This is a genomic window from Roseinatronobacter sp. S2 (genome assembly GCF_029581395.1).
GTDB lineage: Bacteria > Pseudomonadota > Alphaproteobacteria > Rhodobacterales > Rhodobacteraceae > Roseinatronobacter.
In genome coordinates this window covers 65,358-89,569 of the sequence record NZ_CP121117.1, presented here as the reverse complement: position 1 = coordinate 89,569, position 24,212 = coordinate 65,358, and the positions used below count along the sequence as shown (strand labels likewise).

General features: G+C 60.6%; 26 protein-coding genes. 18 read left to right on the top strand and 8 right to left on the bottom strand.

Going from position 1 to position 24,212, the window contains the following annotated elements; genetic code table 11:
* Positions 1 to 9: 9 nt before the first annotated feature.
* From P8S53_RS20725 to glp, 3 genes are read left to right on the top strand one after another with little or no spacing between them, the layout of a single operon-like run.
* Positions 10 to 789, top strand: a complete 780-nt coding sequence (locus P8S53_RS20725) for a peptidylprolyl isomerase (protein ID WP_277807401.1) — start codon at positions 10 to 12, stop codon at positions 787 to 789.
* A gap of 18 nt (positions 790 to 807) precedes the next feature.
* Positions 808 to 1,449, top strand: coding sequence for a hemerythrin domain-containing protein (locus tag P8S53_RS20720; RefSeq protein WP_277807400.1), 642 nt, complete (start codon positions 808 to 810; stop codon positions 1,447 to 1,449).
* Positions 1,446 to 2,714 carry a gephyrin-like molybdotransferase Glp gene (gene glp / locus P8S53_RS20715; protein WP_277807399.1) on the top strand — a complete coding sequence of 423 codons (1,269 nt, stop codon included), beginning with the start codon at positions 1,446 to 1,448 and terminating at the stop codon, positions 2,712 to 2,714. The genes P8S53_RS20720 and glp overlap by 4 nt, the downstream gene beginning before the upstream one ends.
* 58 nt (positions 2,715 to 2,772) lie before the next feature.
* On the opposite strand, the gene P8S53_RS20710 is transcribed toward glp, so the two are convergent.
* Positions 2,773 to 3,336, bottom strand: coding sequence for a UbiX family flavin prenyltransferase (locus tag P8S53_RS20710; protein WP_277807398.1), 564 nt, complete (start codon positions 3,334 to 3,336; stop codon positions 2,773 to 2,775).
* Positions 3,333 to 4,829 (bottom strand): UbiD family decarboxylase, encoded by a 1,497-nt coding sequence (locus P8S53_RS20705; protein WP_277807397.1) that lies wholly within the window; start codon positions 4,827 to 4,829, stop codon positions 3,333 to 3,335. The genes P8S53_RS20710 and P8S53_RS20705 overlap by 4 nt, the downstream gene beginning before the upstream one ends.
* A gap of 132 nt (positions 4,830 to 4,961) precedes the next feature.
* Between P8S53_RS20705 and P8S53_RS20700 the strand changes: the two genes are divergently transcribed.
* The 3 genes from P8S53_RS20700 to P8S53_RS20690 are packed head-to-tail and all read left to right on the top strand — an operon-like array spanning position 4,962 to position 7,385.
* Positions 4,962 to 5,498 (top strand): SCP2 domain-containing protein, encoded by a 537-nt coding sequence (locus tag P8S53_RS20700; protein WP_277807396.1) that lies wholly within the window; start codon positions 4,962 to 4,964, stop codon positions 5,496 to 5,498.
* Positions 5,498 to 6,475, top strand: a complete 978-nt coding sequence (locus tag P8S53_RS20695; protein WP_277807543.1) for a peptidase U32 family protein — start codon at positions 5,498 to 5,500, stop codon at positions 6,473 to 6,475. The genes P8S53_RS20700 and P8S53_RS20695 overlap by 1 nt, the downstream gene beginning before the upstream one ends.
* A 4-nt stretch (positions 6,476 to 6,479) precedes the next feature.
* On the top strand, positions 6,480 to 7,385 hold the full coding sequence (locus P8S53_RS20690) for a U32 family peptidase (protein ID WP_277807542.1): 906 nt from the start codon (positions 6,480 to 6,482) through the stop codon (positions 7,383 to 7,385).
* A gap of 73 nt (positions 7,386 to 7,458) precedes the next feature.
* On the opposite strand, the gene P8S53_RS20685 is transcribed toward P8S53_RS20690, so the two are convergent.
* Positions 7,459 to 8,103 carry a hemerythrin domain-containing protein gene (locus tag P8S53_RS20685; RefSeq protein ID WP_277807541.1) on the bottom strand — a complete coding sequence of 215 codons (645 nt, stop codon included), beginning with the start codon at positions 8,101 to 8,103 and terminating at the stop codon, positions 7,459 to 7,461.
* A 189-nt stretch (positions 8,104 to 8,292) separates the two neighbouring features.
* Between P8S53_RS20685 and P8S53_RS20680 the strand changes: the two genes are divergently transcribed.
* A complete protein-coding gene (locus tag P8S53_RS20680; protein WP_306417976.1) occupies positions 8,293 to 8,805 on the top strand; it encodes a DUF2478 domain-containing protein in 513 nt (170 codons plus the stop codon).
* On the top strand, positions 8,795 to 9,331 hold the full coding sequence (gene mog / locus P8S53_RS20675; RefSeq protein ID WP_277807540.1) for a molybdopterin adenylyltransferase: 537 nt from the start codon (positions 8,795 to 8,797) through the stop codon (positions 9,329 to 9,331). Before P8S53_RS20680 ends, mog begins: the two co-directional genes overlap by 11 nt.
* Here mog and P8S53_RS20670 read toward each other — a convergent pair.
* The 3 genes from P8S53_RS20670 to hemN form a co-directional block, all read right to left on the bottom strand.
* The gene (locus tag P8S53_RS20670) at positions 9,328 to 10,002 is read right to left on the bottom strand and encodes an NnrU family protein (RefSeq protein WP_277807539.1); all 675 of its coding nucleotides are present in this window, start codon (positions 10,000 to 10,002) and stop codon (positions 9,328 to 9,330) included. The two genes, mog and P8S53_RS20670, sit on opposite strands and share 4 nt — an antisense overlap.
* The gene (locus P8S53_RS20665; protein ID WP_277807538.1) at positions 9,999 to 11,210 is read right to left on the bottom strand and encodes an NnrS family protein; all 1,212 of its coding nucleotides are present in this window, start codon (positions 11,208 to 11,210) and stop codon (positions 9,999 to 10,001) included. The genes P8S53_RS20670 and P8S53_RS20665 overlap by 4 nt, the downstream gene beginning before the upstream one ends.
* Positions 11,211 to 11,370: 160 nt before the next feature.
* Entirely contained in the window at positions 11,371 to 12,720 is a 1,350-nt protein-coding gene (gene hemN, locus P8S53_RS20660; protein WP_277807537.1) for an oxygen-independent coproporphyrinogen III oxidase, read from the bottom strand.
* Positions 12,721 to 13,086: 366 nt separating this feature from the next.
* Here hemN and P8S53_RS20655 point away from each other — a divergent pair, with 366 nt between their 5' ends.
* Entirely contained in the window at positions 13,087 to 13,803 is a 717-nt protein-coding gene (locus P8S53_RS20655; RefSeq protein ID WP_373418569.1) for a Crp/Fnr family transcriptional regulator, read from the top strand.
* On the opposite strand, the gene P8S53_RS20650 is transcribed toward P8S53_RS20655, so the two are convergent.
* Complete coding sequence (locus P8S53_RS20650; RefSeq protein WP_277807536.1) at positions 13,804 to 14,019, bottom strand: DUF1858 domain-containing protein; 216 nt, start codon at positions 14,017 to 14,019, stop codon at positions 13,804 to 13,806. It abuts the gene before it with no gap.
* 117 nt (positions 14,020 to 14,136) lie between these two features.
* On the opposite strand from P8S53_RS20650, the gene P8S53_RS20645 reads away from it, so the two are divergent.
* From P8S53_RS20645 to P8S53_RS20620, 6 genes are read left to right on the top strand one after another with little or no spacing between them, the layout of a single operon-like run.
* The gene (locus P8S53_RS20645; RefSeq protein ID WP_277807535.1) at positions 14,137 to 14,589 is read left to right on the top strand and encodes a cytochrome c; all 453 of its coding nucleotides are present in this window, start codon (positions 14,137 to 14,139) and stop codon (positions 14,587 to 14,589) included.
* 11 nt (positions 14,590 to 14,600) lie between these two features.
* Positions 14,601 to 15,959: a cbb3-type cytochrome c oxidase subunit I gene (locus tag P8S53_RS20640; protein ID WP_277807534.1), complete on the top strand. Its 1,359-nt coding sequence runs from the start codon at positions 14,601 to 14,603 to the stop codon at positions 15,957 to 15,959.
* Complete coding sequence (locus P8S53_RS20635) at positions 15,959 to 16,753, top strand: CbbQ/NirQ/NorQ/GpvN family protein (RefSeq protein ID WP_373418573.1); 795 nt, start codon at positions 15,959 to 15,961, stop codon at positions 16,751 to 16,753. The genes P8S53_RS20640 and P8S53_RS20635 overlap by 1 nt, the downstream gene beginning before the upstream one ends.
* A gap of 5 nt (positions 16,754 to 16,758) precedes the next feature.
* Entirely contained in the window at positions 16,759 to 18,654 is a 1,896-nt protein-coding gene (locus P8S53_RS20630) for a nitric oxide reductase activation protein NorD (protein ID WP_277807532.1), read from the top strand.
* Between the two features lies 1 nt (position 18,655).
* Complete coding sequence (locus P8S53_RS20625; RefSeq protein WP_277807531.1) at positions 18,656 to 18,832, top strand: hypothetical protein; 177 nt, start codon at positions 18,656 to 18,658, stop codon at positions 18,830 to 18,832.
* On the top strand, positions 18,829 to 19,059 hold the full coding sequence (locus P8S53_RS20620) for a hypothetical protein (RefSeq protein ID WP_277807530.1): 231 nt from the start codon (positions 18,829 to 18,831) through the stop codon (positions 19,057 to 19,059). The genes P8S53_RS20625 and P8S53_RS20620 overlap by 4 nt, the downstream gene beginning before the upstream one ends.
* A 47-nt stretch (positions 19,060 to 19,106) precedes the next feature.
* On the opposite strand, the gene P8S53_RS20615 is transcribed toward P8S53_RS20620, so the two are convergent.
* Complete coding sequence (locus P8S53_RS20615; RefSeq protein ID WP_277807529.1) at positions 19,107 to 19,529, bottom strand: Rrf2 family transcriptional regulator; 423 nt, start codon at positions 19,527 to 19,529, stop codon at positions 19,107 to 19,109.
* Positions 19,530 to 19,660: 131 nt separating this feature from the next.
* On the opposite strand from P8S53_RS20615, the gene P8S53_RS20610 reads away from it, so the two are divergent.
* From P8S53_RS20610 to nosZ, 3 genes are read left to right on the top strand one after another with little or no spacing between them, the layout of a single operon-like run.
* The gene (locus P8S53_RS20610; RefSeq protein ID WP_277807528.1) at positions 19,661 to 20,035 is read left to right on the top strand and encodes a hypothetical protein; all 375 of its coding nucleotides are present in this window, start codon (positions 19,661 to 19,663) and stop codon (positions 20,033 to 20,035) included.
* A gap of 3 nt (positions 20,036 to 20,038) precedes the next feature.
* The gene (locus tag P8S53_RS20605) at positions 20,039 to 22,261 is read left to right on the top strand and encodes a 4Fe-4S binding protein (protein WP_373418568.1); all 2,223 of its coding nucleotides are present in this window, start codon (positions 20,039 to 20,041) and stop codon (positions 22,259 to 22,261) included.
* Positions 22,254 to 24,212, top strand: a complete 1,959-nt coding sequence (nosZ, locus tag P8S53_RS20600; RefSeq protein ID WP_277807526.1) for a TAT-dependent nitrous-oxide reductase — start codon at positions 22,254 to 22,256, stop codon at positions 24,210 to 24,212. The genes P8S53_RS20605 and nosZ overlap by 8 nt, the downstream gene beginning before the upstream one ends.

Below are 24,212 nucleotides of genomic sequence, written 5' to 3'. Positions count from 1 at the left end.
AAACGTCCCATGAAACCGCTTCTGCCGCCTGTTTTTGTCAACGGCATTGAAATCTCGGCCGAACGCATTGCGGCCGAGGCCCAGAACCACCCAGCCCCGAAAGAGAAGCCGGGGCTGGCCTGGAAAGCTGCCGCGCGCGCGCTCGCCATCCGCGAATTGATGCTGCAAGAGGCCCGCGCGCGTGGCCTGTCCCCTGATCCGGTGGAAATTGCACCGGGTCAGGTTGAGACCGAGGACGAAGCGCTGATCCGACAGCTTGCAGAGGTGGCAATCATGCCCGCCGCAGCGGATGAAGCCGATTTGCGTCGCCTCTATGACGCGCATCCCGACCGGTTCCGTGCGCCCTCGCTCTATGAGGCAGCGCATATCCTCTTCCCGCGCCAGGACGATATGGCCGCCTTGCACGCCCATGCAAAAGCCGTGTTGGCGGAACTGCGCGCCAACCCACGCCGCTTTGGTGAACTGGCGCGCACCCATTCGGCCTGTTCGTCCAAGGATAATGGCGGGCTGCTTGGCCAGTTGGGGCAGGGCGACACGGTGCCGGAATTCGAAGCCGCGCTGGAGGCACTGGAGGAAGGCCAGATTAGTGACCCGGTGGAAACCCGCTTTGGGCTGCATCTGATCCGGCTTGATGCGCGCGCGCGCGGCGAGGTCCTGCCATTCGAGACAGTGTTGCCACGGCTGCACGATGCTCATGCCAAGGCGGCATGGGCGCGGGCGGCTGCCAGATTCACAGCGGGTCTTGTCGCGCAAGCGCAGATCGAGGGCGTTGCGCTGCAAGCCGCCTGAGCATGAAAGGGGTCGGCCATGTCCGGCGTGAAAATAAGGTACGAGAGCCATCTTGACCGCGATACCGGCACAATACGGGGTGCGCGCGCCGCACGCCCGCGGCTTAGCGCCTCCGAATGTCCGATCGAGGCCATATATGAGGAGCATTTCAATCAGCGCCAGCTTTGCGCTGATATGGAATTGCTCGCAGCGGCAACTCAGCCCAGAGCGGAATTGGCGCGGCGGATTCTGGTCAATCTTTGCCGCGATCTGCCCATGCATTTCGACGATGAGGAAAAAGCTCTGTTCCCGCGCCTGCGTGCGCGCGCGCTGCCCGAAGATGAGTTGGATAAAACGCTGAACCGGCTGGCGCGCGAACATGAAATCGCAGAAGCCGCTTTTGCCCTTCTGGTGCCTGCGCTGGCCTGCATGGCCGATGGCGCTTTGCCCGCGCCTGAGGATCGCGACGCGCTGTGCAGGCTCGCCGCATCCGAGCGCCGCCATCTGATCGTAGAAAATGCCATCCTGCTGCCGCTGGCGCGCTTGCGGCTGACTGAACAGGACAAATCCGCGCTCATGGCCGAGATCTGCGAGAGACGCGCGCAACCGCCGCTTATGGACAGCGCCTGCGCGCGTGCCTTGGCGCGGATTGACACTGCGAGCCTTGGAGTTCAGCAATGACTATTTATCAGACCTTTCACCGCCCCGACCCGGCCGCCTGTGGGTGTGATGCTGCACTGGGACTGGTCCCGGTCGATCAGGCCATTGCGCGCGGGCTGGTGCTGGTCGCGCAGGTGCCACAGATCGAAACACTGCCGCTTCATGCTGCAACGGGCCGGGCTCTGGCGCATGATATTCCTGCGCCGGTTCCGTTTCCGCTCTTCGACAATGCTGCGATGGATGGCTATGCATGCAGGCTGGCTGATCTGGATGGGCAGGGGCCGTGGGTCTTGCCACTCGCAGGGCGTATCCGTGCAGGCGATGCGCCGGGGGTCTTGCCGCCATCTTCTGCCATGCGCATCCTGACAGGTGCGCCGCTGCCGCAAGGGGCGGATGTGGTCATCGCCCAAGAGGACTTGCGCCGCGTGGGCGAGGCGGTCGCCATTTCCAACAGGCCCCGTGCTGGGCAGCATATCCGCCGCGCGGGCGATGATCTCGCCGCCGGAATGCCCTTGCTGTCGGCGGGCCGCATCATCGGTGCGCGCGAAGCCGCCGCGCTGGCGGGGGCCGGTCTGGCGCAGGTGGATGTCAGATGCCGGGTTCGGGTTGCGATCCTGTGTTCTGGCAGTGAACTTGTGGCACCGGGTAACGCGCTTGAACCCGGCCAGATATGGGACGCCAATCATGCCATGCTGAGCGCCGCCCTTGACCGCGCATGGTTCGAGCGCATTGCGCTGCCCGCATGTGCCGATGATCCTGAAACATTGCGCGAAGCCGTGTCCAATGCCATGGCGCAGGCCGATATCGTGATCACGACGGGCGGTGTGTCTGTGGGCGATGAGGATCACATGGCCGCTGTGATCAAGGATCTGGGCGGGCAGGTCGAGGTGATGAAGCTTGCCATGAAGCCGGGCAAGCCACTCTCGATCGGGCAGGTCGGGCACGCGCTCTGGCTGGGATTGCCGGGTAATCCGGTGGCCGCCTTTGTGACATGGCATATTGTCGGGCAGGTTCTGGCTGGGCGCATGGCAGGGCTTGCGATGCCCGGCCCCACAAAGACGCTGGCTGCACTTGGCGCGGCGATCCGGCACAAGCCGGGGCGCTGCGAATACCGGCCTGCGCGCATTCTGGGCCATTCCGGGCGCGGTGTTTTGCAGGTGGCGTGCCTTGACGGGGCAGGGTCACACCGCATTGCGCAACTGGCCGAGGCGGATGCTCTGGTCATGATCCCGGCAGAGGCTGAAGATATGGCGCGCGGTGCTCTGGTCGAGATCTTGCCGCTGTGACCAGACGCCGTGGTCCATTGAGTATTTTTGGCAAGATGAAAATGGGCCTGACTGGTTTTCAACCCTGCCATGCTGCGGCCTGAACGGCCCCAAGTCGCAGCAGATCGACAGCCCGCGCAGCGATCTGAGCGGTTATGTCCTGCACACTTTCGGGTTTGAGATAGAAAGCAGGTACTGGCGGCAGGATGATGCCGCCCATTTCGGTCACACGGGTCATGTTGCGCAGATGCGCGAGCGTCAGCGGGGCCTCTCGCGCAAGCAGCACCAGTGGGCGGCGTTCCTTCAGTTGCACCCCTGCCGCGCGGGTCAGCAGCGTGTCGTCAAGCCCGCTTGCAATGGCGGCAAGGCTACGCATCGAACAGGGTGCGACGATCATGCCTGCGACCGGATAGCTGCCAGAGGCAATCGTCGCGCCCATGTTCTGACCGTCATGGATCACATCGGCCAACCCCTCCAACTCTGCGGTTGCCTCTGGCCCCAGTTCCAGATCGCAGGTGTGCCGCGCCATGCGCGTCGTGACCAGATCGATTACAACCCCCATCTGCGCCAGATGGCGTGCTGAATCGAGCGCCAGCGCCGCGCCGGATGCGCCAGAGACGCCAAGGATCACACGCGGACTCATGGGCGGGCCTTGCTGATATGGCGCGCGACAAATTCAGCCGCGCGGGCTTCATGCGCGGGGTCCAGCGCCATGACCTGCCCCCAGTCGCGGGTGGTCTCCGCGCCGATCTTGGTCGTCGCATCCACGCCCAGCTTGCCTGCCAGCCCTTCAAGCGGGGAGGCGAAATCGAGATAATCCATCGGTGTACGCTCCAGCACCATCAGATCGCGGCCGGGGTCCATCCGGGTGGACAGCGCCCAGGCAATGTCATCCCAGTTGCGCGGGTCGATATCGGTATCGATGACGATCACCAGCTTCGTGTAGCTGAATTGCGGCAGCATCCCCCAAAGCGCCATCATCACGCGCCGTGCCTGACCGGGATAGCGCTTGTCGATCTGCACCACGGCGATGCGATAGGAACAGCCTGCGGGCGGTAACCACAGATCGCGGATTTCAGGGATCTGTGCGCGGATCACGGGCAGCGCCAGATCGTTGAACACCTCGCCGATCACTGACGGCTCATCAGGTGGGCGTCCTGTCACTGTGGACAGGTAAAGCGGGTGGCGCCGATGCGTGATGGCCGAAATGCGCATCACCGGGAAGCGCTCGACGGAATTGTAATAGCCGGTATGGTCGCCGAACGGGCCTTCGGGGGCGGTGTCTTCTGGATGAATCCAGCCCTCCAGCATGATCTCGGCCTGCGCAGGCACCATCAGCGGCACGGTTTTCGCCGCGACGAGTTCAGTGCGTGTGCCACGCAGTATACCTGAAAAACCCAGTTCCGACACCGTTTCGGGCAAGGGCAGGGCGGCAGACAACAGGGTTGCCGGATCAGCCCCCAGCGCAATGGCCACGGGCATGGGGTCGCGTGCCTGCGCCCATGTGCGGGCATGGGCTGCGCCGCCCCGATGCGCCAGCCAGCGCAGGATCAACCGATCCGGCCCCAGCACCTGTGCGCGGTAAACGCCCAGATTGTAGCGCGCGATCTGGTCGGGCGTTGTCCCATGCGGGCGGGTTATGACCACTGGCCATGTGATCAGCGGGCCTGCATCCAGCGGCCAGGGGGTTTGCACGGGAACCTGTGTCAGATCGGCAATATCCTGCGCCTGTTGTACAGGTGCGCGGCGGATGGTTTGCGGCCGCGCGCTCAGTGCGGCGCGCAGCATCGGCCAGCGCGACAGCGCATCGCGCATGCCATCCACAGGGGCAGGGCTGCGCAGGGCGGCAAGGAAAGCACCCAGTTGCGGCAGGTCGGCCAGCGTCATGCCCAGACCCGCCGCGACCCGCGCGCGGGTGCCGAAAAGATTGGCGATGACTGGCATCGACGCGCGCCTGCCACCCTCATGGGCGTGATCAAACCGCAGGGCCGGGCCGCCCGTGCGCAAGGCTGCCAGTTGCACGGCGGTCATTTCATGGCGCAGATCGACAGGTTCGGGAACGGCAAGCATATCGTCGCGCCCGTCCAGCCAGGCGAGATAGGCGCGCAGATCGGGGAAGGGCGGAAGTTGACGCATGACAGCCTGACGGAAAAGATGGCTGTCGGATAGCAGACAAAATCTCACTGATGATTGATTTATGTCAAACAATAACAGTTCTACTTCTGATAGCGAAAGCATGTCATCACAGTGCGACTGCAGGGCAGGCTTATGCGCAACGAACATCAGAGCATCCAAATACCCGCTTTATTGACAGCACCAATGCATGTTTTGCCGCTCTGGCCTGTCTCGATGGCGCTGAGTCAGCTTGCCCGTAACTTATTGCGCACCCATCCACAGATCTTGACACGTATTGATAAATATCAAACATACAAATTCGCCTTGGATATCACCGACCTGCCCTTCATCCTGCACCTTGATCCCGCGCAGGCAGAATTGCGCGCCTTCCGCCGTTCTGCGGCGCGTGACGCGGATGCGCGCATTGCAGGCACTCTGGCCGCGTTTCTGGCCATGCTGCATGGGGTCGAGGATGGGGACTCGCTCTATTTCTCAGGGGCGCTGCAGATCGAGGGTGACACCTCTGCCGTTCTGGCGCTGCGCAATGCGCTGGATGATGCGGAACTGGATCTGAGCTGCGAGATCGCACGCGCGCTGCCGCTGCTCGCCCCACCGCTGCGGTTGGCCCTTGCGCCGCTGGAGCGGCTGACTGGCCTGCATCTGCGCCGCGCCCCACAGGAGGTCTATTGATGGAACTGGTCTGCCCTGCTGGAACACCCGCCGCCTTGCGCGCTGCCGTCGATGCGGGCGCGCATTGCATCTATTGCGGTTTCGCCGATGAAACCAATGCGCGCAACTTCCCCGGCCTGAATTTCTCGCGCGCGGAACTGGCCGCGGCTGTGGGCTACGCGCATGCGCGCGGCGCAAAAGTGCTGGTGGCGATCAACACCTTCCCGACTGCGGGGCGCGAGTCGCTGTGGCATTCGGCCGTGGGCGATGCAGAACGCGCGGGCGCGGATGCGGTCATTCTGGCCGACTTGGGTTTGCTGGCTTACGCCGCCGAACGTCACCCTGACCTGCGCCGTCATCTGTCCGTGCAGGCCGCTGCCGCCAATCCCGATGCGATCAATCTCTACGCCTCTGCTTTTGATGTGCGCCGCGTGGTTCTGCCGCGTGTGCTGAGTGTCGAGGAAATCGCGGCGATCAACCGCGAGATCGATGTGGAAACGGAAGTGTTCGTGTTCGGGGGCCTATGCGTCATGGCTGAAGGGCGCTGTTCGTTGTCGTCCTACGCCACGGGCCGTTCGCCCAATATGAACGGGGTCTGCTCGCCGCCCGAACATGTCGATTACGCGACGGATGGCACAGACAGCGTGGCGCGGCTGGGCGGATTTACCATCCACCGCACGCCCAAGGGGGCTGCCGCGCCCTATCCGACACTCTGCAAAGGCTGTTTCACTTCGGGCGACAAGACTGGCCATGTGTTCGAAGATGCGGTCAGCCTTGATGCCTCGACCCTTGTGCCGAAACTGGCTCAGGCCGGGGTGACAGCGCTGAAGATCGAAGGGCGGCAGCGCTCGCGCGCCTATGTGGCGCAGATCGTGCGGGCCTTCCGTGCCGTGACGGATGCGATGGAAGCGGGCCGCACCCCGCCTGCACTGGCGCTTGCGCGACTGTCCGAAGGGCAGGCCGCCACGACGGGCGCTTATGCCAAGACCTGGAGGTGATGCGATGGACCTGACAATTGGCCCGAATCCGTTTTTCTGGAGCGCCGAGTCGGTGCGCAGTTTCTATACCGGGCTAGCCGATGCGCCTGTCGCGCGCGTGGTGTTGGGTGAGCTGGTCTGCTCGAAACGCCTGCCGTTCTGGCAGGATGAAATCCCGCAAGCCGTGGAGCTGTTGCAGGCGGCCGGCAAGCAGGTCGCACTGACCTCGCTTGCGCTGATCACGCTCAAACGCGAACGCAAGCTGACAGCGGATCTGTTGGGGATGGGCGTGCCGGTCGAGGTCAATGACCTGAGCGCGCTGCATCATATCCCGGAAGGTGTGCCCTTCTGGGTGGGGCCGCTGGTCAATGTCTACAATGAAGGCACATTGCGCTGGCTGGCCCGGCGCGGGGCCGAGCGCATTTGCTTGCCGCCGGAATTGCCGATGTCCGCCATTGCTGTGCTGGCGCAGGTCGCGCATGCCGAAGGCGTCGCGCTGGAAGTCTGGGGGCACGGGCGTTTGCCGCTGGCCATTTCCGGGCGGTGCTACCATGCGCGGCTGCATGAACGGGCCAAGGATTCCTGCCAGTTTGTGTGCGAGCAAGACCCGGATGGGCGCGATGTGGACACATTGGAAGGCCAGCGATTTCTGACAGTCAACGGCGTGCAGACCCTCAGCCAATCCTATGCCTGCATGGCGGAACATGTCGCACAGTATCGGGACATGGGCGTATCGGCGCTGCGGTTGCAGCCGCAATCTGTGGGGTTCGACGCAATCTGCCACGATTATGCGCAGCTTCTGGCCAGTGAATTGTCTGCAGCGACCCTGATCGACACATTGAGCGCCGCCCATCCCGGCATGCAGTTCTGCGACGGATACGGGCGCGATGGCGCGGGGGCAAATTGGCGTCACAGCATCTCGTCCGCCTGAAACGTCCCTGCAGGTTGTCTGTAATCCCACAGATGATCTGTAACTGCCCTGGCCCGCGTGGCCGGGGCTTTTTTTACATAAACCGAGGGAAAAGAACCGTGTTTTCCAGATGCATATGGACAATCAGGTCGGCAGTCAGCGCCTCGACCCCGTGGCACAATGCGCGCCAGGACCCGCAGGCATGTTCTGGCGGCGTGAAATTACGGGTCAGCGCTTCCAGCCGGGCTGCATGGCTGTCATGCTCGGCCATCATCGCCGCGATCGGATGCGCAATCATCGGATGGCCGCCGGCTTTCATCATCGGAAACAGGATATGTTCCTCTTTCTGCATATGAGATTCCAGTTCGGCCTCGATCTCGGCCAGACATGCCGCCAGGCCCTTTGGTGCTGCAAGGTCATCAGAATGGACTGTTTCCACCTTGTCGGCCAGCAGGATCAGTTCGGCCAGATCGCCCCGATGGGTCTGGTGATAGCGACGCAGGATATAGTCAATCATTGCGCTGGTCGCTTCCGGCACGTCCTTGCAGGAATGTGCGGCCAGTTCTGCGCTGCGGGTGTCGAATTCTGCGTCGTCAAGGTCCAGTTCCGAGAGGATATCACGCAGCGGGCGCAGTTCACCAAAGCATCTGGCAATGCCGTAGCTGCGCAATAACTCCGCGATGCCGGGCTGTGATGTGGCGCAATGGGAGGTTGGTTGCGAAAGGTTAATCCGGGTCATACGAGTCACTTTCGTTGGATGTTCGATAATAATTGATAATAATCAATTTATATGCATTGATGCAGATCAAATATTTTTGTCGGTTTTGCAGAGAAGTCTGTGAAGATCAAATTGCTATTGATTCATGTCAAGGGCTGATGGTGGCCAATGGCCTATACCTTATGAAACGAATGACGGCAAAGGACGCGCATGATGAGATTGGGATATATCAGCCTGCCCGGACGTGGCGCGAGCGATCTGTTTCTGGCGCAGGTGGTCGACGCTCTGGCCGGTCGTCTAACGCTCTGCGGGACTGTGCAGACCAATACGGCCCGCGCGGACCGGCGCAAATGCGACATGGATCTGCGGCTTCTGTCATCGGGTCAGGTGTTGCGCATCAGCGAAGATCGCGGTGCCTTCGCGCGCGGCTGCACGCTTGATACCAGTGTTCTGACACAGGCTGTCGCCACGACCGAGGCTGCGCTTTCTGGGTCGGAGTTGCTGATCGTCAACAAATTTGGTAAATCTGAGGCCGAAGGGGGCGGCTTTGCCCCCGTCATTGGCGATGCTGTCTGTCTGGGCCTGCCGGTCCTTGTGGGCGTCAATGGGTTGAACCTGCCCGCATTCGAGGCATTCGCCGACGGGATGGCCGAGGGGCTGCCTGCGGATTTGGCTTATGTCACCGACTGGTGCCTGCGCGCGGGGCAGCGTCATGCCGCCTGAGCCTGCGCGCATCGCCATTCTGACCGTGTCGGATCGTGCCGCGCGCGGGGAGTATGCCGATCTGGGCGGACCCGCTGCCGAGGACTGGCTGCGTGCGACCATCACATCGCCGCTGGATGTAACCCGCCAGATTGTTGCCGACGAGCGCGACATTGTCGCCAATGCCATGCGCGCACTGGCTGAGGGCGGCGCTGATCTGGTGCTGGTGACTGGCGGCACAGGGCCCGCCCCGCGTGACCGCACCCCCGAGGCGTTGGCGGATATCATCGAGTTTGATCTGCCCGGTTTCGGCGAGGAAATGCGCCGCGCCTCGTTGAGCGAAGTGCCCACGGCGATCCTGTCGCGTCAGGGCGCTGGCGTGCGGGGCAAGACCCTGTTCATCACATTGCCCGGCAAGCCCGCAGCGATTGCGACTTGCCTTGCCGCCGTCTTTGCCGCTGTGCCCTATTGCCTGGACCTGATCGGCGCGCGCCGCATCGAGACGGACCCGGCGCGCAGCAAGGCATTTCGGCCAAAATCGGGCTAAGGCAGAAACCGCGGCCAGATCACCACACCGGACAGCCAGTGATGGCTGGCAATCAGTGCGCAGGTCACAATGACACCGGCGGCAAGGCGCCCCCCTGCTTGCGGGGGCAGTGTGACGCGCGCGCTTCGGCTGCGCCTGCGTAAATCTTGCCATGCGGTAGCGCCCATCTCGCGCTGTTTACGCCGGTCGATCAGCCATATTCCCAGCGCCGCGAAAGCTGCAAAACCGCCGAACATAAGCGCATGGGCCAAGGCACCATTGACGATCAGATGCGCGCCTGCCCACAGACCAAGCGCCGCCAGTACAGGGTGGCGGATGCGCCCCATCAGTTCGGGACGCTGTGGGTCGAATCGGTCATTATTTGCACCCCCGAAAGAGAACGGGTTGGGCCGCCCGAGTGTCAGAGACAGCAGAGCCACGGCAGGCAGTATCGTGGCCAAAGCGATCCAGTGCGCGGCTACGGGCATGGGCCACAACGGGACATATGGCGCGCGGGCCGCAGCAATGAACAGCCCTGCCAGCACCCCAAGCGAAAGCGCGGAATAGGCAGCCCCGTAGCCCACTGGGCCGAGTCGCGCGACCAGCCACGGCTTGACTGGCGGGCGCACTGGCACTGCATGGGTGAGCAAAAACAGCGCCCATGCGCCGATATAGGTGGCCCAGCCGCTCATGCCGGTTGGGCGCGGCTGGCGGGTTTGGCCGTGCGTTTCGGGCGTGTCAGAATGGGCCAATAGATCAGCGCGAAGCCACCAAAGGCCAGAATCCACAGCGACGCAGACAAATGCAGCAGCCAGACCTGACCAAGTGCAAGCCCGGCCAGCAGGCGCGCGGCAGTCGCCCCGATCAGCGCCAGATACAGCGCGGCCACCGGGCGGCTTGCGGTCAGCGGCAAGCCCGCATGACCAAGGCTTGCGCGGGTCATAACGGCAAGCGTCATCAACCCGATCGCGCCAGCCATCCAGACATGACGCGCGCCCGATTGCGGCATCAAATCAAGGGCGGACGCGCCCACAACCACGAAGCCAAGCGCGAGCATGACATAAGCTGCGTGCAACACCCAGACCAACGGCTCGGACCTTGTCTGCCAGCCCTGCCAACGCGCGACGCGCCACAGATTTGCCAGCCCGCCACCAAGGCACAGGATGGCGGTGACTGCGCCATAAGGGGCAATCACAAACGCCAGCAGCGCAACGCCGGTCAGCGCCAATACTGCCCCGTCAGCCCGGTTGAACGCGACAGGCAGCCGCGAGGCATTCCGTTTGGCCAGCCAGTTGCGCGTGAAACTTGGAACAATCCGCCCGCCGATCAGGGCAATCAGCATCAGCACAGCCGCCAGCCCCAACCGCAGGCCATAGCCGTCCTGTGCGGGGCCTTGCTGCGCCTCCATATGGAACAGACCATTGGCCACAGCAAACAGTGCCATCAGCCCCAGAACCGGCAGGTTGCGCCAGTTGCGCCCGCTGAAAATCTCGCGCGCAAGAAAGGCGATCAGCGCCACGGACAAGCCCAGATCCAGCGCGGCCACGACCCATGCGGGCCAGCCCCCGCCGATCAGCACCGCCAGACGCCCCAGCAGCCACAAGCCTAGCAGCCCAGCAAGCGGCCAGCCCACCACCGGCAGGCGTCCGGTCCAGTTGGGCACCGCCGTCAGCAGAAAACCTGCGATAACGGCAGAGAGATAGCCGAACACAAAGGCATGCACATGCCAATCTGTGGGCGTGAAGGCGACGGGTAGGGGATCACGTCCGGTCAGCAAAACGATCCAGACCCCCATTGCGAAGGCCGCCCAAATGCCAGCGAACAGAAAAAAGGGCCGAAACCCGTAGCTGAGCAAGGCAGGGCCTGTCCACTCGCGGCTTTGTCTGGCGGTTGTTGTCATGGGGTGGGGCCTCCTTAAAGCACATGCTTGATTATAATCAAGCATGTGCTCCGCGTAAATGCCAAACCGACAAAAACAGTCGGGATTTGGGCATGATAAAAATCATCCCAGAAGATGCGCCAGATGTATCAACCGTGACAGGCAGCACGGCGATACTTGGTCAGACCGCAACCGAATGCCGGGCCGTACTGTCGGCTAGATATATGTCAAACGCGGCTGCAGCCAAGCGAACCAACGGGCGACCGCGATCAGTCATCGTGACCTGACCGCCGCGAACACAGACAAGGCCATCCGCCTGCATCTCGGCAAGCCCTTCTGCCGCATCGTGCCACCAGTCCAAGGGCGCACCATGTTTCGCGCCGATATGCGCGGCATCCACATGCCCGTCACACATCAACCGCTCGATCACCTCGGCGCGCAACCGATCCTCTCCGACGAAGGCCCGGCCCTTGGCAATGGGCAGGTGACCGGCCTCCACCGCGCGGACCCATGCGCCGGTTTCTGCGATGTTTTGCAAATAGCCTGCTGGCGTGCGCCCGATCGAGGTGGCCCCGATCCCAATCAGCGTTTCGGCCTGATCGGTTGTGTAGCCCTGAAAGTTTCGCCGCAGCCACCCATCGCGCGCAGCAATGGCCAGTTCATCATCGGGCAGTGCGAAATGGTCCAGCCCTATTGCAACATAGCCCTCAGCAGCCAGTGCCTCGGCGGCGGCGCTGGCTTGGGCTGCGCGTTCTTCGGCGCCAGGCAGGGTGTCTGTATCGATCATGCGCTGGTTCTTGGCCATCCAGGGCACATGCGCATAGCCAAACAGCGCCACGCGGTCCGGCCGCATTCCCGCGCTGATCTTCACGGTTTCGACCAGACTTTCGACTGTCTGGTAAGGCAGGCCATAGATCAGGTCGAAATTGATGCCCGACACACCGCCCGCGCGCAACTGTTCGACCGAATCGCGTACCATCGCGGGGGGTTGCACCCGGTTGATGGCCTTTTGCACCTTCATGTTGAATTCCTGCACCCCGAAACTTGCACGGGTAAACCCAAGCGCACCGATGCGCGCGGCCATCTCGGGCGTCAGCGTTCGTGGGTCGCTTTCGATGGCGATTTCGGCATCCGGCGCGAAATCCCAGCGTGCGCGGACATCGCCCATCAGGACCGCAAGATCATCGGGCGACAGCGCCGTGGGCGTGCCCCCGCCCCAGTGCAGATGCGAGACTGTCATGCGCGTGGGCAGCGCATCGGCGGTCAGCGCGATTTCCTTGCGCAGGGTGCGTGCATAATCCGCGACCGGATCATACCGCGCCGCCAGTTTCATGTTGCAGCCGCAATACCAGCACATCTGCCGGCAGAAGGGCACATGCAGATAGAGTGAGACCGGTACCGAAGGGTCCAGATCGGCCAACCAGCCCCGATAGCAGGTTTCATCGACCTCCTTACCAAAATGCGGTGCTGTCGGATAGCTGGTATAGCGCGGGGAAGCGCGGCGGGCGTATCGGTCAATGACAGGGTCCATAAGGTAATCTTTCGGGCTGGGGGTCTTGGCAACTGGCTGGCAACGGCTGGGGTGAAGACGTAGGTTTTGAGTGTAGAATAAAGAAACATCTGTCGGGCTTCATTGACATGCGTCAAGTCTTTGTCTTACGGGCGAGGTGCCATTCAGACTAGCAGTCTTCCGGTATCAATAACAAAGCGCAGTCCTTCCCTTCTTGCTCCGGCGGCGCAAGTTCGATGTACCATGCGTTTGGAATATCTGCGCGTTTTCAACTAAATTTGTGCTGGCGCAAACTTTCAGCAAAAATACGGTTTTCGAATGTGTCGAAAGCGAAGGAGTCACCATCATTCTCTGGTCGTGCTTAAGATATCATGGCACAAAAGAATCATGGCACCGATTAACGCTCGAAAAACTTTGCCGCGGCTTGATGAAAGTCTGCTGAAGCACCTGCCGCCCTTTGCACGACTTGCTGGCGGCCAAATTCACACGATCCTCGATCAGGCCAGTGTGCAGCGTTATAAGGAAGGGGCCACGCTATTTCACGAAGGCGATGCGGCGGAGCGTTTTTTCCTGCTACTGGACGGGTGCCTGCGGGTTGTGCGTATAACGCCGTCAGGTGAACAGGTGACCGCCTTGCACATCCCATCAGGACAGCTTTGCGGGATTGCCCGCGCGCTGGGGCGAGACACTTATCCTGCGACGGCCATTGCGGTAACAGAATCACTGGCGCTGAGCTGGCCCATGCGCCTGTGGGACAGCTACGCCGCAGAATATGACGGGTTTGCTGTAAGCAGCTACAAGGTTGTTGGCGCCCGGATCGAGGAAATGAACCTGCGTCTCGTCGAAATGGCGACACAGCAGGTCGAACAGCGTGTGGCGAATGCGGTCTTGCGGCTGGTCAATATTGCCGGACGCAAGGTCGAGGGCGGGATCGAGATTGATTTTCCCATAACACGACGCGACCTTTCGGAACTCACAGCCACGACGCTTCACACAGTCAGCCGTATCCTCAGCGGATGGGAAAAACAGGGCCTTGTAGAAAGTCGGCGCAAACATATAGTCGTGCGGAATCCACATGGGCTGTTTATGCTGGCGCAGGGATGATCACCGCACGGCCGAGACGGCTTTGTGCAGCTCAGCTCGGAACAATTTTTCGTCCGCATCATATTCCATGCAGGCATCTTGAACGGTATGGAACCGGCTAATAGGGCAACCCGGACAGGCCATGCGGTACAGCGCGAAGGCGCTCACAGCCTGCGGCCAGCGTGTCAAAAGATCGGCGATCGGCAGCTTCGGATCATCGAGACTGGTATCAGGCATGGCGTACCCCCTACGCTCAAACTAGCACCAAAAACGCGCCAAACATTGCTTTGGCACAAACTTTGCGCCGCCTAGCCAAGCTATTACGGCCTATCCGTAGATGGCAGGAGGCCGAACATGGCTGAGTTTCTAACCAAATCGCGCGCCCGAAATATCTTTTATGGGGGGTCCATCTTTTTCGTCGTGGTCTTCGTCGCGCTGGTTGTGCATTCGCATAACCACGCCGTGCGCGTCTCTACAGCAGGAATGCCTCTGACCGATGAGGTCATTCTGGGCAAACAGGTCTGGGAAATGCATTCCTGCATCAACTGCCACACCTTGCATGGTGAGGGCGCCTATTTCGCCCCCGAAGTCGGCAATGTGATGACACGCTGGGGTGTGCTCGCTGAATCTGAGGCGGCCTATGAGATTCTCGATGGCTGGCTGAAGGCACAACCCAGCGGCATTGAGGGCCGCCGACAGATGCCCTTCTACGACCTTACGGAGGAAGAGACTCGCGCCCTGTCAGAATTCCTGCGTTGGGCTGATCATACCGACCGTCTGGGCTGGCCACCCAATGATGCCGGCTGAGGAGAGATGAAATGAGATACAAGACACAAGCTGTTGCGCAGTGGTATATCTACGCCGCTCTTGCACTGTTCGCCGTTCAGGTCAGTATGGGCCTGCTGATAGGCTGGATCTATGTCAGCCCCAACTTCTTGTCCGAAATCCTACCTTTCCACGTTTTGCGGATGATCCATACCAATTCGCTGATCGTCTGGTTGCTGCTGGGCTTCTTTGCAGCAGCCTATTTTCTTATCCCCGAAGAAAGTGAGCGCGAGCTCTATTCCCCAACGCTGGCCTATATTCAGTTGGGTATCCTGCTGGTGGGCACTTTGGGGGCGGTTGTCAGCTACCTGTTAGGCATTCATGGCGGACGCGAGTTCCTGGAACAGCCGCTTTGGGTCAAACTGGGGATTCTGGTTGCGGCGCTGATCTTCCTGTTCAATATTTCGATGACCGTGCTGGCCGGGCGCAAGACAGCGATCACCTCGGTTCTTTTGCTGGGCCTGTGGCTGTTGTCGCTTCTGTGGATCTTTGCTTTCATCAACCCGCATAACCTGACGCTGGACAAGATGTACTGGTGGTTTGTCGTCCATCTCTGGGTTGAGGCGACATGGATGCTCGTCCTTGCCGCGATCCTCGCCTATCTGCTGCTGAAACTGACCGGGGTGGACCGTGAGGTGGTCGAGAAATGGCTCTATGTTATTGCCGGACTAGCACTGGTTTCGGGAATTCTGGGCACCGGTCACCATTATTATTACATCGGGCTGCCGAGCTACTGGCTGTGGATCGGGTCGATCTTCTCGACGCTGGAAGTCGCACCACTTTTCGCGATGGTCTGTTTCGCCTTCATCATGGTCTGGAAGGGCAAGCGCAAACACCCTAACAATGCTGCCCTTCTGTGGACGCTGGGCTCTGCGGTTTTGGCCTTCTTCGGGGCCGGTGTATGGGGCTTTCTGCACACGCTGCATGGGGTGAACTTCTATACACATGGCACGCAGATTACGGCGGCGCATGGGCATCTGGCCTTCTTCGGCGCCTATGTTGCGATAAATTTGGCGATCTTTACCTACATCATGCCTATGCTGAAGGGCCGTGACCCGTACAATCAGGTGCTCAACATGGCCAGTTTTTGGCTGATGTCGGGGGGCATGGTCTTCATGACGGTCACGCTGACCTTCGCGGGTGCCATCCAAGTGCATATGCAGCGCGTGCTCGGGGATTATTACATGAACGTGCAGGAAGATTTGGCGATCTTCTATGTTATGCGCTTTGGTTCGGGGATTGCGGTGGTGATCGGTGCGCTGATTTTCATATATGCGCTGATGGTGCCGAAACGCGAAGTTGTCGAGCCAGGTCCGAAAGTCGTGGCCGAACTGCAAGAGGGCAAGGCATGATGCGACATGTGCATGATTTCCCCATCCCCTTTTACAAGCCGGTCAGGGACGAATGTACCCTGTTCGAGACCGCCTTCAACAACGGTTTGCCCCTTCTTCTGAAGGGGCCCACCGGCTGTGGCAAGACCCGCTTTGTCGAGCATATGGCCGCTCGCATGGGGCGCAGACTCTACACGGTGGCCTGCCATGACGACCTCTCGGCGGCGGATCTGATCGGGCGCTACCTGCTGCGCGGTGGCGAAACGGAATGGGTTGATGGCCCCCTGACGCGTGCTGTGCGCGAGGGGGCGATCTGCTATCTGGATGAGATTGTTGAGGCGCGCAAGGACGTGACCGTTGTTTTGCACCCGCTGACCGATTCGCGGCGCAGCTTGCTAATTGACCGCACGGGCGAGGAACTGCGCGCGCCGCCCGATTTCATGCTGGTGGCAAGCTACAACCCGGGCTATCAGAGCGTGCTTAAGCGCCTGAAACCCTCGACGCGACAGCGTTTCCTGTCGATCGGCTTCGACTTTCCCGACCCGGAGACCGAAATAGCTGTGGTCGCGATGGAAAGTGGCTTGGACGCGGCGCGGGTCAAGCCGCTGGTGCGGCTGGCCGGGCATATCCGCAAGTTATCGGGCATGGATCTGGAGGAAGGTGTCTCGACCCGCTTGCTGATCTATGCTGCCTGTTTCATCGCCAGCGGAATGGATGTGGACCGCGCGCTTGATACAGCCGTGATCCAGCCGCTGACCGATGAGCCGGATGTACAGGACGCCCTGCGCGATCTGGTAACGACAGTTTACGGGTAGCGGCAATGGTGCATATTCTTGACCTGATGGAGCCAGAGGAAACGGTCGGCAATATCTGGCATGCTGTGGCAAGCCGGATCGACGCGCCCGAGCATTTCCCCGATGAAGCCGTAAGCTTTGCCGAGATGCGCACCAGTCTGGTCGTGCTGTTCCGGGCGCTTGGGGGCGGCGTGTCGGTCGAAATCGGTGAAGCCCCTGCCATGCGCTCGGGGCACCGGCTGGGGCTCTTGCGGCGCATCGGCACTGAAGCCGAAATGCTGCATTTGCCGCGTTTCGATGGTATGCGCCTTGGTCTGCCGCCCGTAATCGACATGTTCCCGACACGCGCGCTCAACCGTGCCTGTTTTCGCTGGCTGACCGCGCTGAGCGCGCTGGTCAGGCTGCCTGCAGCCGCCGAGAACGCGCTTGCCACCGATCTGGCCGCAATCATTGCAAATAGCAAAGCGGCTGCGCGAGTCGCTACCTTCTGCCCTGGCCTGACAGCCGATTATCGCGAACTCGCGATTTGGGCCTTGTCGCGGCGTCCGCGCTTGGGCAGCCTGACCGGGCAGGAAGCGCTGATCGAGCAGGGCATTCAGGACGTGCTATCGGGCAAAACTCCCTTTAATATGGCTGCGGCGATCCAGGTGCAGCCGCGCGGCTACCGCACCTATGCGCCCGTGGCGCTTTGGCCGATATTCAGCACACCCACCCCGTCTGAAGCGATGTGCGCACCTGAAGAGAGTTCCTGCGGCCCGCCGCCGGATGCCGCCAGAACCAAGCGCAAGATCGGCCTGCGCCGCGACCAGAAAGAGACCAATCGCGGCGATCCCTTCATCATGTATCGGCTTGAAGCGATCTTGAGCTGGGTCGAGAGCATGAACCTCAATCGTATGACCGATGATGACGATGACGAGAATGCGCAAAAGGCTGCGGATGATCAAGACAACATCACGCTGTCGAAACATGACCGCAAAACCGCCACACGGCTGCGGCTGCATCTGGATCTGTCGCCTGCCGATGCCGATCACGAAAGACTGGCCGAGGGAGCACTTTACCCCGAATGGAACCATTCTGCACACGCCTATCTGCCTGATCACTGCCGCGTGCTGGAGGCTGAGGCGAAACCCGACCCCGCGCACGGCTTCTTGCCCGACCCCAACCGGCTGGCGCGGGTGCGGCGCCAGTTCGAAGCATTGCGGCCAAGGCGGATCTTGCACAAGGCGCAGATGGACGGGCCAGATCTGGATATTGACGCGCTGATCAGTACCTATGTCGAAATCGCGGCATCAGGGCGCGGATCAGACCGGATATATCAGGACTTGCGGACCACCGAACGCGATCTTTCGGTGGCCTTTCTGCTCGATGTCTCGCGCTCAACCGAGGCGGCACTGGGCGGAACCTGCGTGATCGATGTCGCCCGCGAGGCGCTGTCCACGCTGGCGGGCGGGATCGACGCGGCTGGTGACCGTCTGGGCATCTGGGCGTTTTCGTCGCTGCGCCGCGATCGTGTGTTCATCAGCCGCTGCAAGGCGTTTGACGAGGGGATGTCGCAGCAGGTGATGGATCGAATCTGTGGCCTGAAGCCCGGCCATTACACTCGGCTGGGCGCAGCGATCCGCCATATCAGCGCACAGCTCGCCGATGAGGCCGCCACGCGCAAGCTGTTGATCGTCATCACCGATGGCAAACCCAACGATCTGGACCATTATGAGGGCAGCTACGGGATCGAAGACAGCCACATGGCGGTGCGCGAGGCGCGGCGTCAGGGTCAGACGGTCTATGGTGTCGTGATCGACGAGGATGGGCAAGACTGGTTTGCCCGCATCTTCGGTCGCGGCGGCTTCACGCTCATGCCCAGTCCAGCGCGCCTGCTGCGCGCGCTGCCCGACATTTACCGAATGCTTATCAAGGAGAGCTGACATGACCCGATTTCTGACCTTTATCGCTGCGATCAGCCCAATGACCCTGCAAGCAGCTGTGCCCGAAGTGCGCGAGCATTCCAGCATCTTCGCGATTGCTGAATTCTGGCTGGCCATCGCAACGGTCGCGATGGTGATTATGCTCTACGCCGTGCACCGGATTGTGTCGCAGAGATGAGCGGGAGCTGGTCTCTGCGCAGGCTATGGCTGGTGCTCTATCCGTTCGTCGCGGCGGCGATGGCGATCAATCTTTATATGCTGGCGCTGATCTGGGTCTGGTTCGGGTTGCCAGTTCTTAGCCCCTATCAGGCGTTGATCGGCGGTGCCCTGATCGGGGTGCCAGTCAGCTATGCCTGTGCCCACAAGACACGCCAATTGATAGCGCAGGCGGATCACCCGCTCTGAACTGGCGCGCAAGGAGGCTTTACAGGAAACGCGACAAGACGCGCCACTTACGCATCAAATCCGAAAGCTTCAGGCTGTAAGGCGATATCTTGCAAAGAATATTGGTCCACTACCTTCAGAAATGCCTTTAATGCTTCATCAAGAATGCCCGGCAGAACACATCTTGACGCTATCCTGCAACCTGAATTCGGATTGAAACATTCGACAAGCGCGAAATCAGTTTCGGTCGCGCGGATCAGGGCACCAAGGTTGATCTGTTCAGGTGGCAAGCCAAGGCGAAACCCGCCACCATGACCGCGCATCGACTCCAGATAACCCTGCTTGGACAGCATCAGCACAACTTTTTTCAGATGTGCGTGGGAAATGCCGTAAGTCTCGGCCGCCTCGCGGATCGTCGTGTTGCGATCCGGGGTGCTGGCGGCAAGTAGTAGGACACGCAAAGCATAATCAGTGAATTTCGAAAGCTGCATTTTCTAGTTCGTCTCTCCGATCTGAGAACATTCACCCAATTCTTCAGATATAGCATATCGGTTCCTGTAAAAGGATATTTTATTTGATCTTGATCAAAGACCTTTGAAATGTCCCTTGCTAGCGTACACGCATGATACGCTCCGTAACCCCTTTCCTGTCTGCCCTTCTGGTGCTTGGCCTTGCCGTAAGTGCTTTCGCGCACGGGTATGCACAGGCTAAGGCACCTGCGTCGGACATGCATGAACTGGAGATTTGTGGTGAAACCGGCCTTGAGACGATCTTCGTAGATGAATCTGGCGATTTGATTGATCCCGAAACCTGCCCGGACACCCTCTGCCAGGATTGCCTGCGCGTGTCTGCGGCACTCTCATCAGATATCATGGCGACACGCGCGCGTGAAATCACCAGCGCGCTTGCAGGCGCCCTCCGCATCTCGTCCGCACCGCCCGTCATATCCCGCATGGCTCACCAGCCACGCGCGCCCCCTTATCTGAAACAGGTCTGATCCATGATTTCCCCAGCCCTTTCTGGCGTTCTGCGCGCTTTGTGGCACAATTGCCTTGCAGTCATAATCTGCCTTATGGCGTTCGCGCCTGCCATGGCGCAGTCCCCGCATCTGCCGCGTTTCTTGGCCGAAGTTGCGCCCGACACGTTGGTAACAGACGCAACTGGCTTTGGCCCGATGCACGAGGGGATTCCCGCCGCCCCCCTGCTGCGCGGCAGCGAGCAGATCGGCTGGGTGTTCATCACCTCTGACTATGTCGGCACCACCGGCTATTCGGGCAAGCCCATCCATACGATGGTCGCGATTGACGATGATGCACGCATCATCGGGCTGCGCATGGTCGCGCATTCCGAGCCCATCGTTCTGATTGGCATCCCCGAGTCACGCATCCACAACCTGATGCAGGATCACATCGGGCTAGATCTGACCATTGCCGCACAGGCCGGTGGGGATATTCAGGACCTCAACATCATCTCGGGCGTGACTGTCACGATCATGGTCATTGACGATTCAATCGTGCGCTCGGGCATTCGTGTTGCGCGCGCGCTGGGGCTAGGCGGTCTTGCGCCGCGTGATGCGCCTTCCGGCCCACGTTTTGAACTGAACCCCGACGCAGAAGTCGCTGATGACTGGTTCACACTGGTGGGTGACGGCACAATGCGGCGCATGTCGCTGGATGTGGGTCAGGTCAACGCCGCGTTCGAAGCGATGGATGACCCGCGCGCCACCCGCCGCGCCCTGACCGAATCCGAAGATACGCGCTTTATTGACATGTATGCGACTGTGGCCAGCGTACCCAATATCGGACGCACCCTGATCGGTGAACGCGAATTCGCCAATCTGGAAAACTGGCTAGAAGAGGGCGAGCATGCGCTGGTGATCGGCGGGCGAGGGCTCTACTCCTTCAAGGGATCAGGATATGTTCGCGGTGGCATCTTTGACCGCATCGTCCTGATCCAGAATGAGCAATCCATCCGTTTCCGTGACCGCGACAACCGCCGCTTGCGGGTGCTGGATGTGGGTGGCGCACCTTCCTTCGACGAGCTGGACCTGTTCCGCATCCCGGCCGAATACGGGTTTGACCCCACCCAACCGTGGCGTTTGCAGCTTCTGGTCAGCCGCGATGTGGCCGCGCTGGAACGGATATTCACGACCTTCGATCTGGGTTTCCAGATGCCGCGCACCTATCTGACCGAAATTACCGCCACGCAAGCCGTCATGCCTGATCTGCACGACAGCGAGGTCGAACTGGCCGCGCAACGGGCGCTGATCGAACGCATCTGGTGGGATCGCCGGGTCGAGATTGCCGGGCTGACCCTCATGCTGGCTGTGTTGACGGCGGCGTTTTTCTTCCAGATGTTCCTGACCCGCTCGGCGCGCGCGACCTATTGGTTCCGCATGGGGTTCTTGTCCTTCACGCTGGTTTTCCTCGGCTGGTATGCGGCCGCACAGCTGTCGGTGGTCAATATCCTTGCACTGGTGGAATCGCTGCGCGAGGGGTTCAGCTGGCAGGCCTTCATGCTGGACCCGCTGACCTTCATCCTGTGGTGGGCAGTGGCGGCGGCGATGATTTTCTGGGGCCGCGGCGCTTATTGCGGGTGGCTGTGTCCGTTCGGTGCGCTGCAGGAACTGACCAACCAGATCGCGCGCGCATTCAAGGTGCCGCAGATCACCCTGCCCTGGGGGCTGCATGAACGCCTGTGGCCGCTGAAATACATCATTTTTCTTGCGCTCTTTGCGGCGTCGCTGGCCGCTGTGCCATGGGCGAGCAGCTTGAACGAGGTTGAACCCTTCAAGACCGCGATTGTCCTGAAATTCGACCGCGCCTGGCCCTTCGTGACTTTCGCGCTGGTGCTCCTGGGCATCGGGCTGTTCATCGAGCGCTTTTATTGCCGTTACCTGTGCCCCTTGGGCGCGGCGCTGGCGATCCCGGCACGTATTCGCATGTTCGACTGGCTGAAACGCTATCCGGAATGCGGTACGCCCTGCCAGACCTGCGCGAATGACTGTTTCGTGCAGGCCATCCACCCGACGGGCGAGATCAACCCCAATGAATGCCTGAACTGTATGAATTGTCAGGTACTCTACCAGTCGGAAACGAAATGCCCGGTCGTGATCCGCAAGCTCAAGCGGCGCGAGTCTGTCAAGGCGAGTGCCGCGCCCAAAGCGGTTGATCCTGCCCGAGCAAACCATCCCAATCTCAAAAAGGAGACTTCCCATGTCTGACAAGACAAACAAACCCGGCATCAGCCGGCGCGGATTGCTGGGAGCAACCGCAGGCGGCGCTGCGCTGATGGGCGCAGGCCTTGGCGGCGGCGCGGCGCGGCTGGGCCTGATGGGCGGCGCTGCGGCTGTAGGTACAGTCGCTGCGACCAAAGGGGCGCATGCGGTAGCTGATTACCATGTTGGCCCCGGCCAGCTTGATGAATATTACGGCTTCTGGTCTTCGGGGCAGACAGGGGAAATGCGCATCCTGGGTGTTCCGTCCATGCGCGAGCTGATGCGCATCCCCGTGTTCAACCGCTGCTCGGCCACTGGCTGGGGCCAGACCAATGAATCAATCCGCATCCATCAGGAACGGATGCTGCCCAGGACCAAGGCATATCTGGAAGCCAACGGAAAGAAAATTCATGACAATGGGGACCTTCACCATGTCCACATGTCATTTACCGAAGGCACCTATGACGGCCGCTTTCTGTTTATGAACGACAAGGCCAACACCCGCGTTGCGCGGGTGCGTTGCGACATCATGAAATGTGACAAAATCACCGAGATTCCCAACGCCAAGGCAATCCATGGTCTGCGTCCGCAGAAGTACCCGCGCACCGGTTATGTCTTTGCCAATGGCGAAGATGAAGGACCCATGGTCAATGACGGCAAGATTCTCGATGATCCGTCGCAATATGTGAACTTCTTCACTGCACTTGATGGCGACACGATGGAAGTGGCGTGGCAAGTGATGGTCACGGGCAATCTGGACAACACTGATGCCGATTACGAGGGCAAATGGGCCTTCTCGACCAGCTACAACTCGGAAATGGGGATGAACCTGCCCGAGATGACTGCGGCAGACATGGATCACGTTGTCATATTCAACATCAAGGCGATCGAGCGTGCAATCGAGGAAGGCGATTACATCGAGCTGCAGGGTGTCAAAGTTGTGGACGGGCGCAAGGGACAGAACAAGGATTACACCCGCTATGTTCCGATCCCCAACAACCCGCACGGGATCAACATGGCCCCTGACAAGAAGCATCTTTGCGTTGCGGGCAAGCTGTCGCCGACAGTGTCTGTGCTGGATGTGACCAAATTCGATCTGATCTTCGGTGACGAAAGCCTTGATCCACGCGAGACAGTACTTGTGGCAGAGCCGGAACTAGGTCTTGGCCCGCTTCACACGGCATTCGACGGACAGGGGAACGCCTTTACCACCCTGTTCCTCGACAGTCAGATCGTGAAGTGGAACATCGATGCCGCTATCCGTGCGTATAATGGCGAGGATGTGGACCCGATCCTTTCAAAGGTAGATGTCCATTATCAACCCGGCCACAACTCGACCTCGATGGGCGAAACGCTCGAAGCTGATGGAAAGTGGTTTGTTTCGATGAACAAGTTCTCAAAAGACCGCTTCCTGAATGTCGGGCCACTCAAGCCCGAGAACGAGCAGCTTTTCGTCATAGAGGGCGACAATCTGCGGCTGGTCCATGACGGGCCCACCTTTGCCGAACCACATGATTCAATTCTGGTGCGGAGCGATATCGTCAATCCGCTGCATGTCTATGACCGCAATGACCCGACATGGGCGGAGACACGCCGCATTGCCGAGGCGGACGGGGTCGACATTGACGACTGGATGGAAACCGTGGTGCGCGATGGCAACAAGGTGCGCGTCTATATGTCTTCAATGGCACCTAACTTCTCGCTGGAAAGCTTCACAGTGACAGAAGGCGACGAAGTGACGGTGATCATAACCAATCTCGACGATATCGAGGATCTGGCGCATGGTTTTTGCATGGGCGACCACGGTGTTGCGATGGAACTCAGCCCGAACCAGACAGCGTCAGTGACCTTCGTGGCGGCGAAACCCGGTGTCTACTGGTATTACTGCCAGTGGTTCTGCCATGCCCTGCATATGGAAATGCGCGGGCGCATGTTCGTCGAACCGAAGGACGCCTGA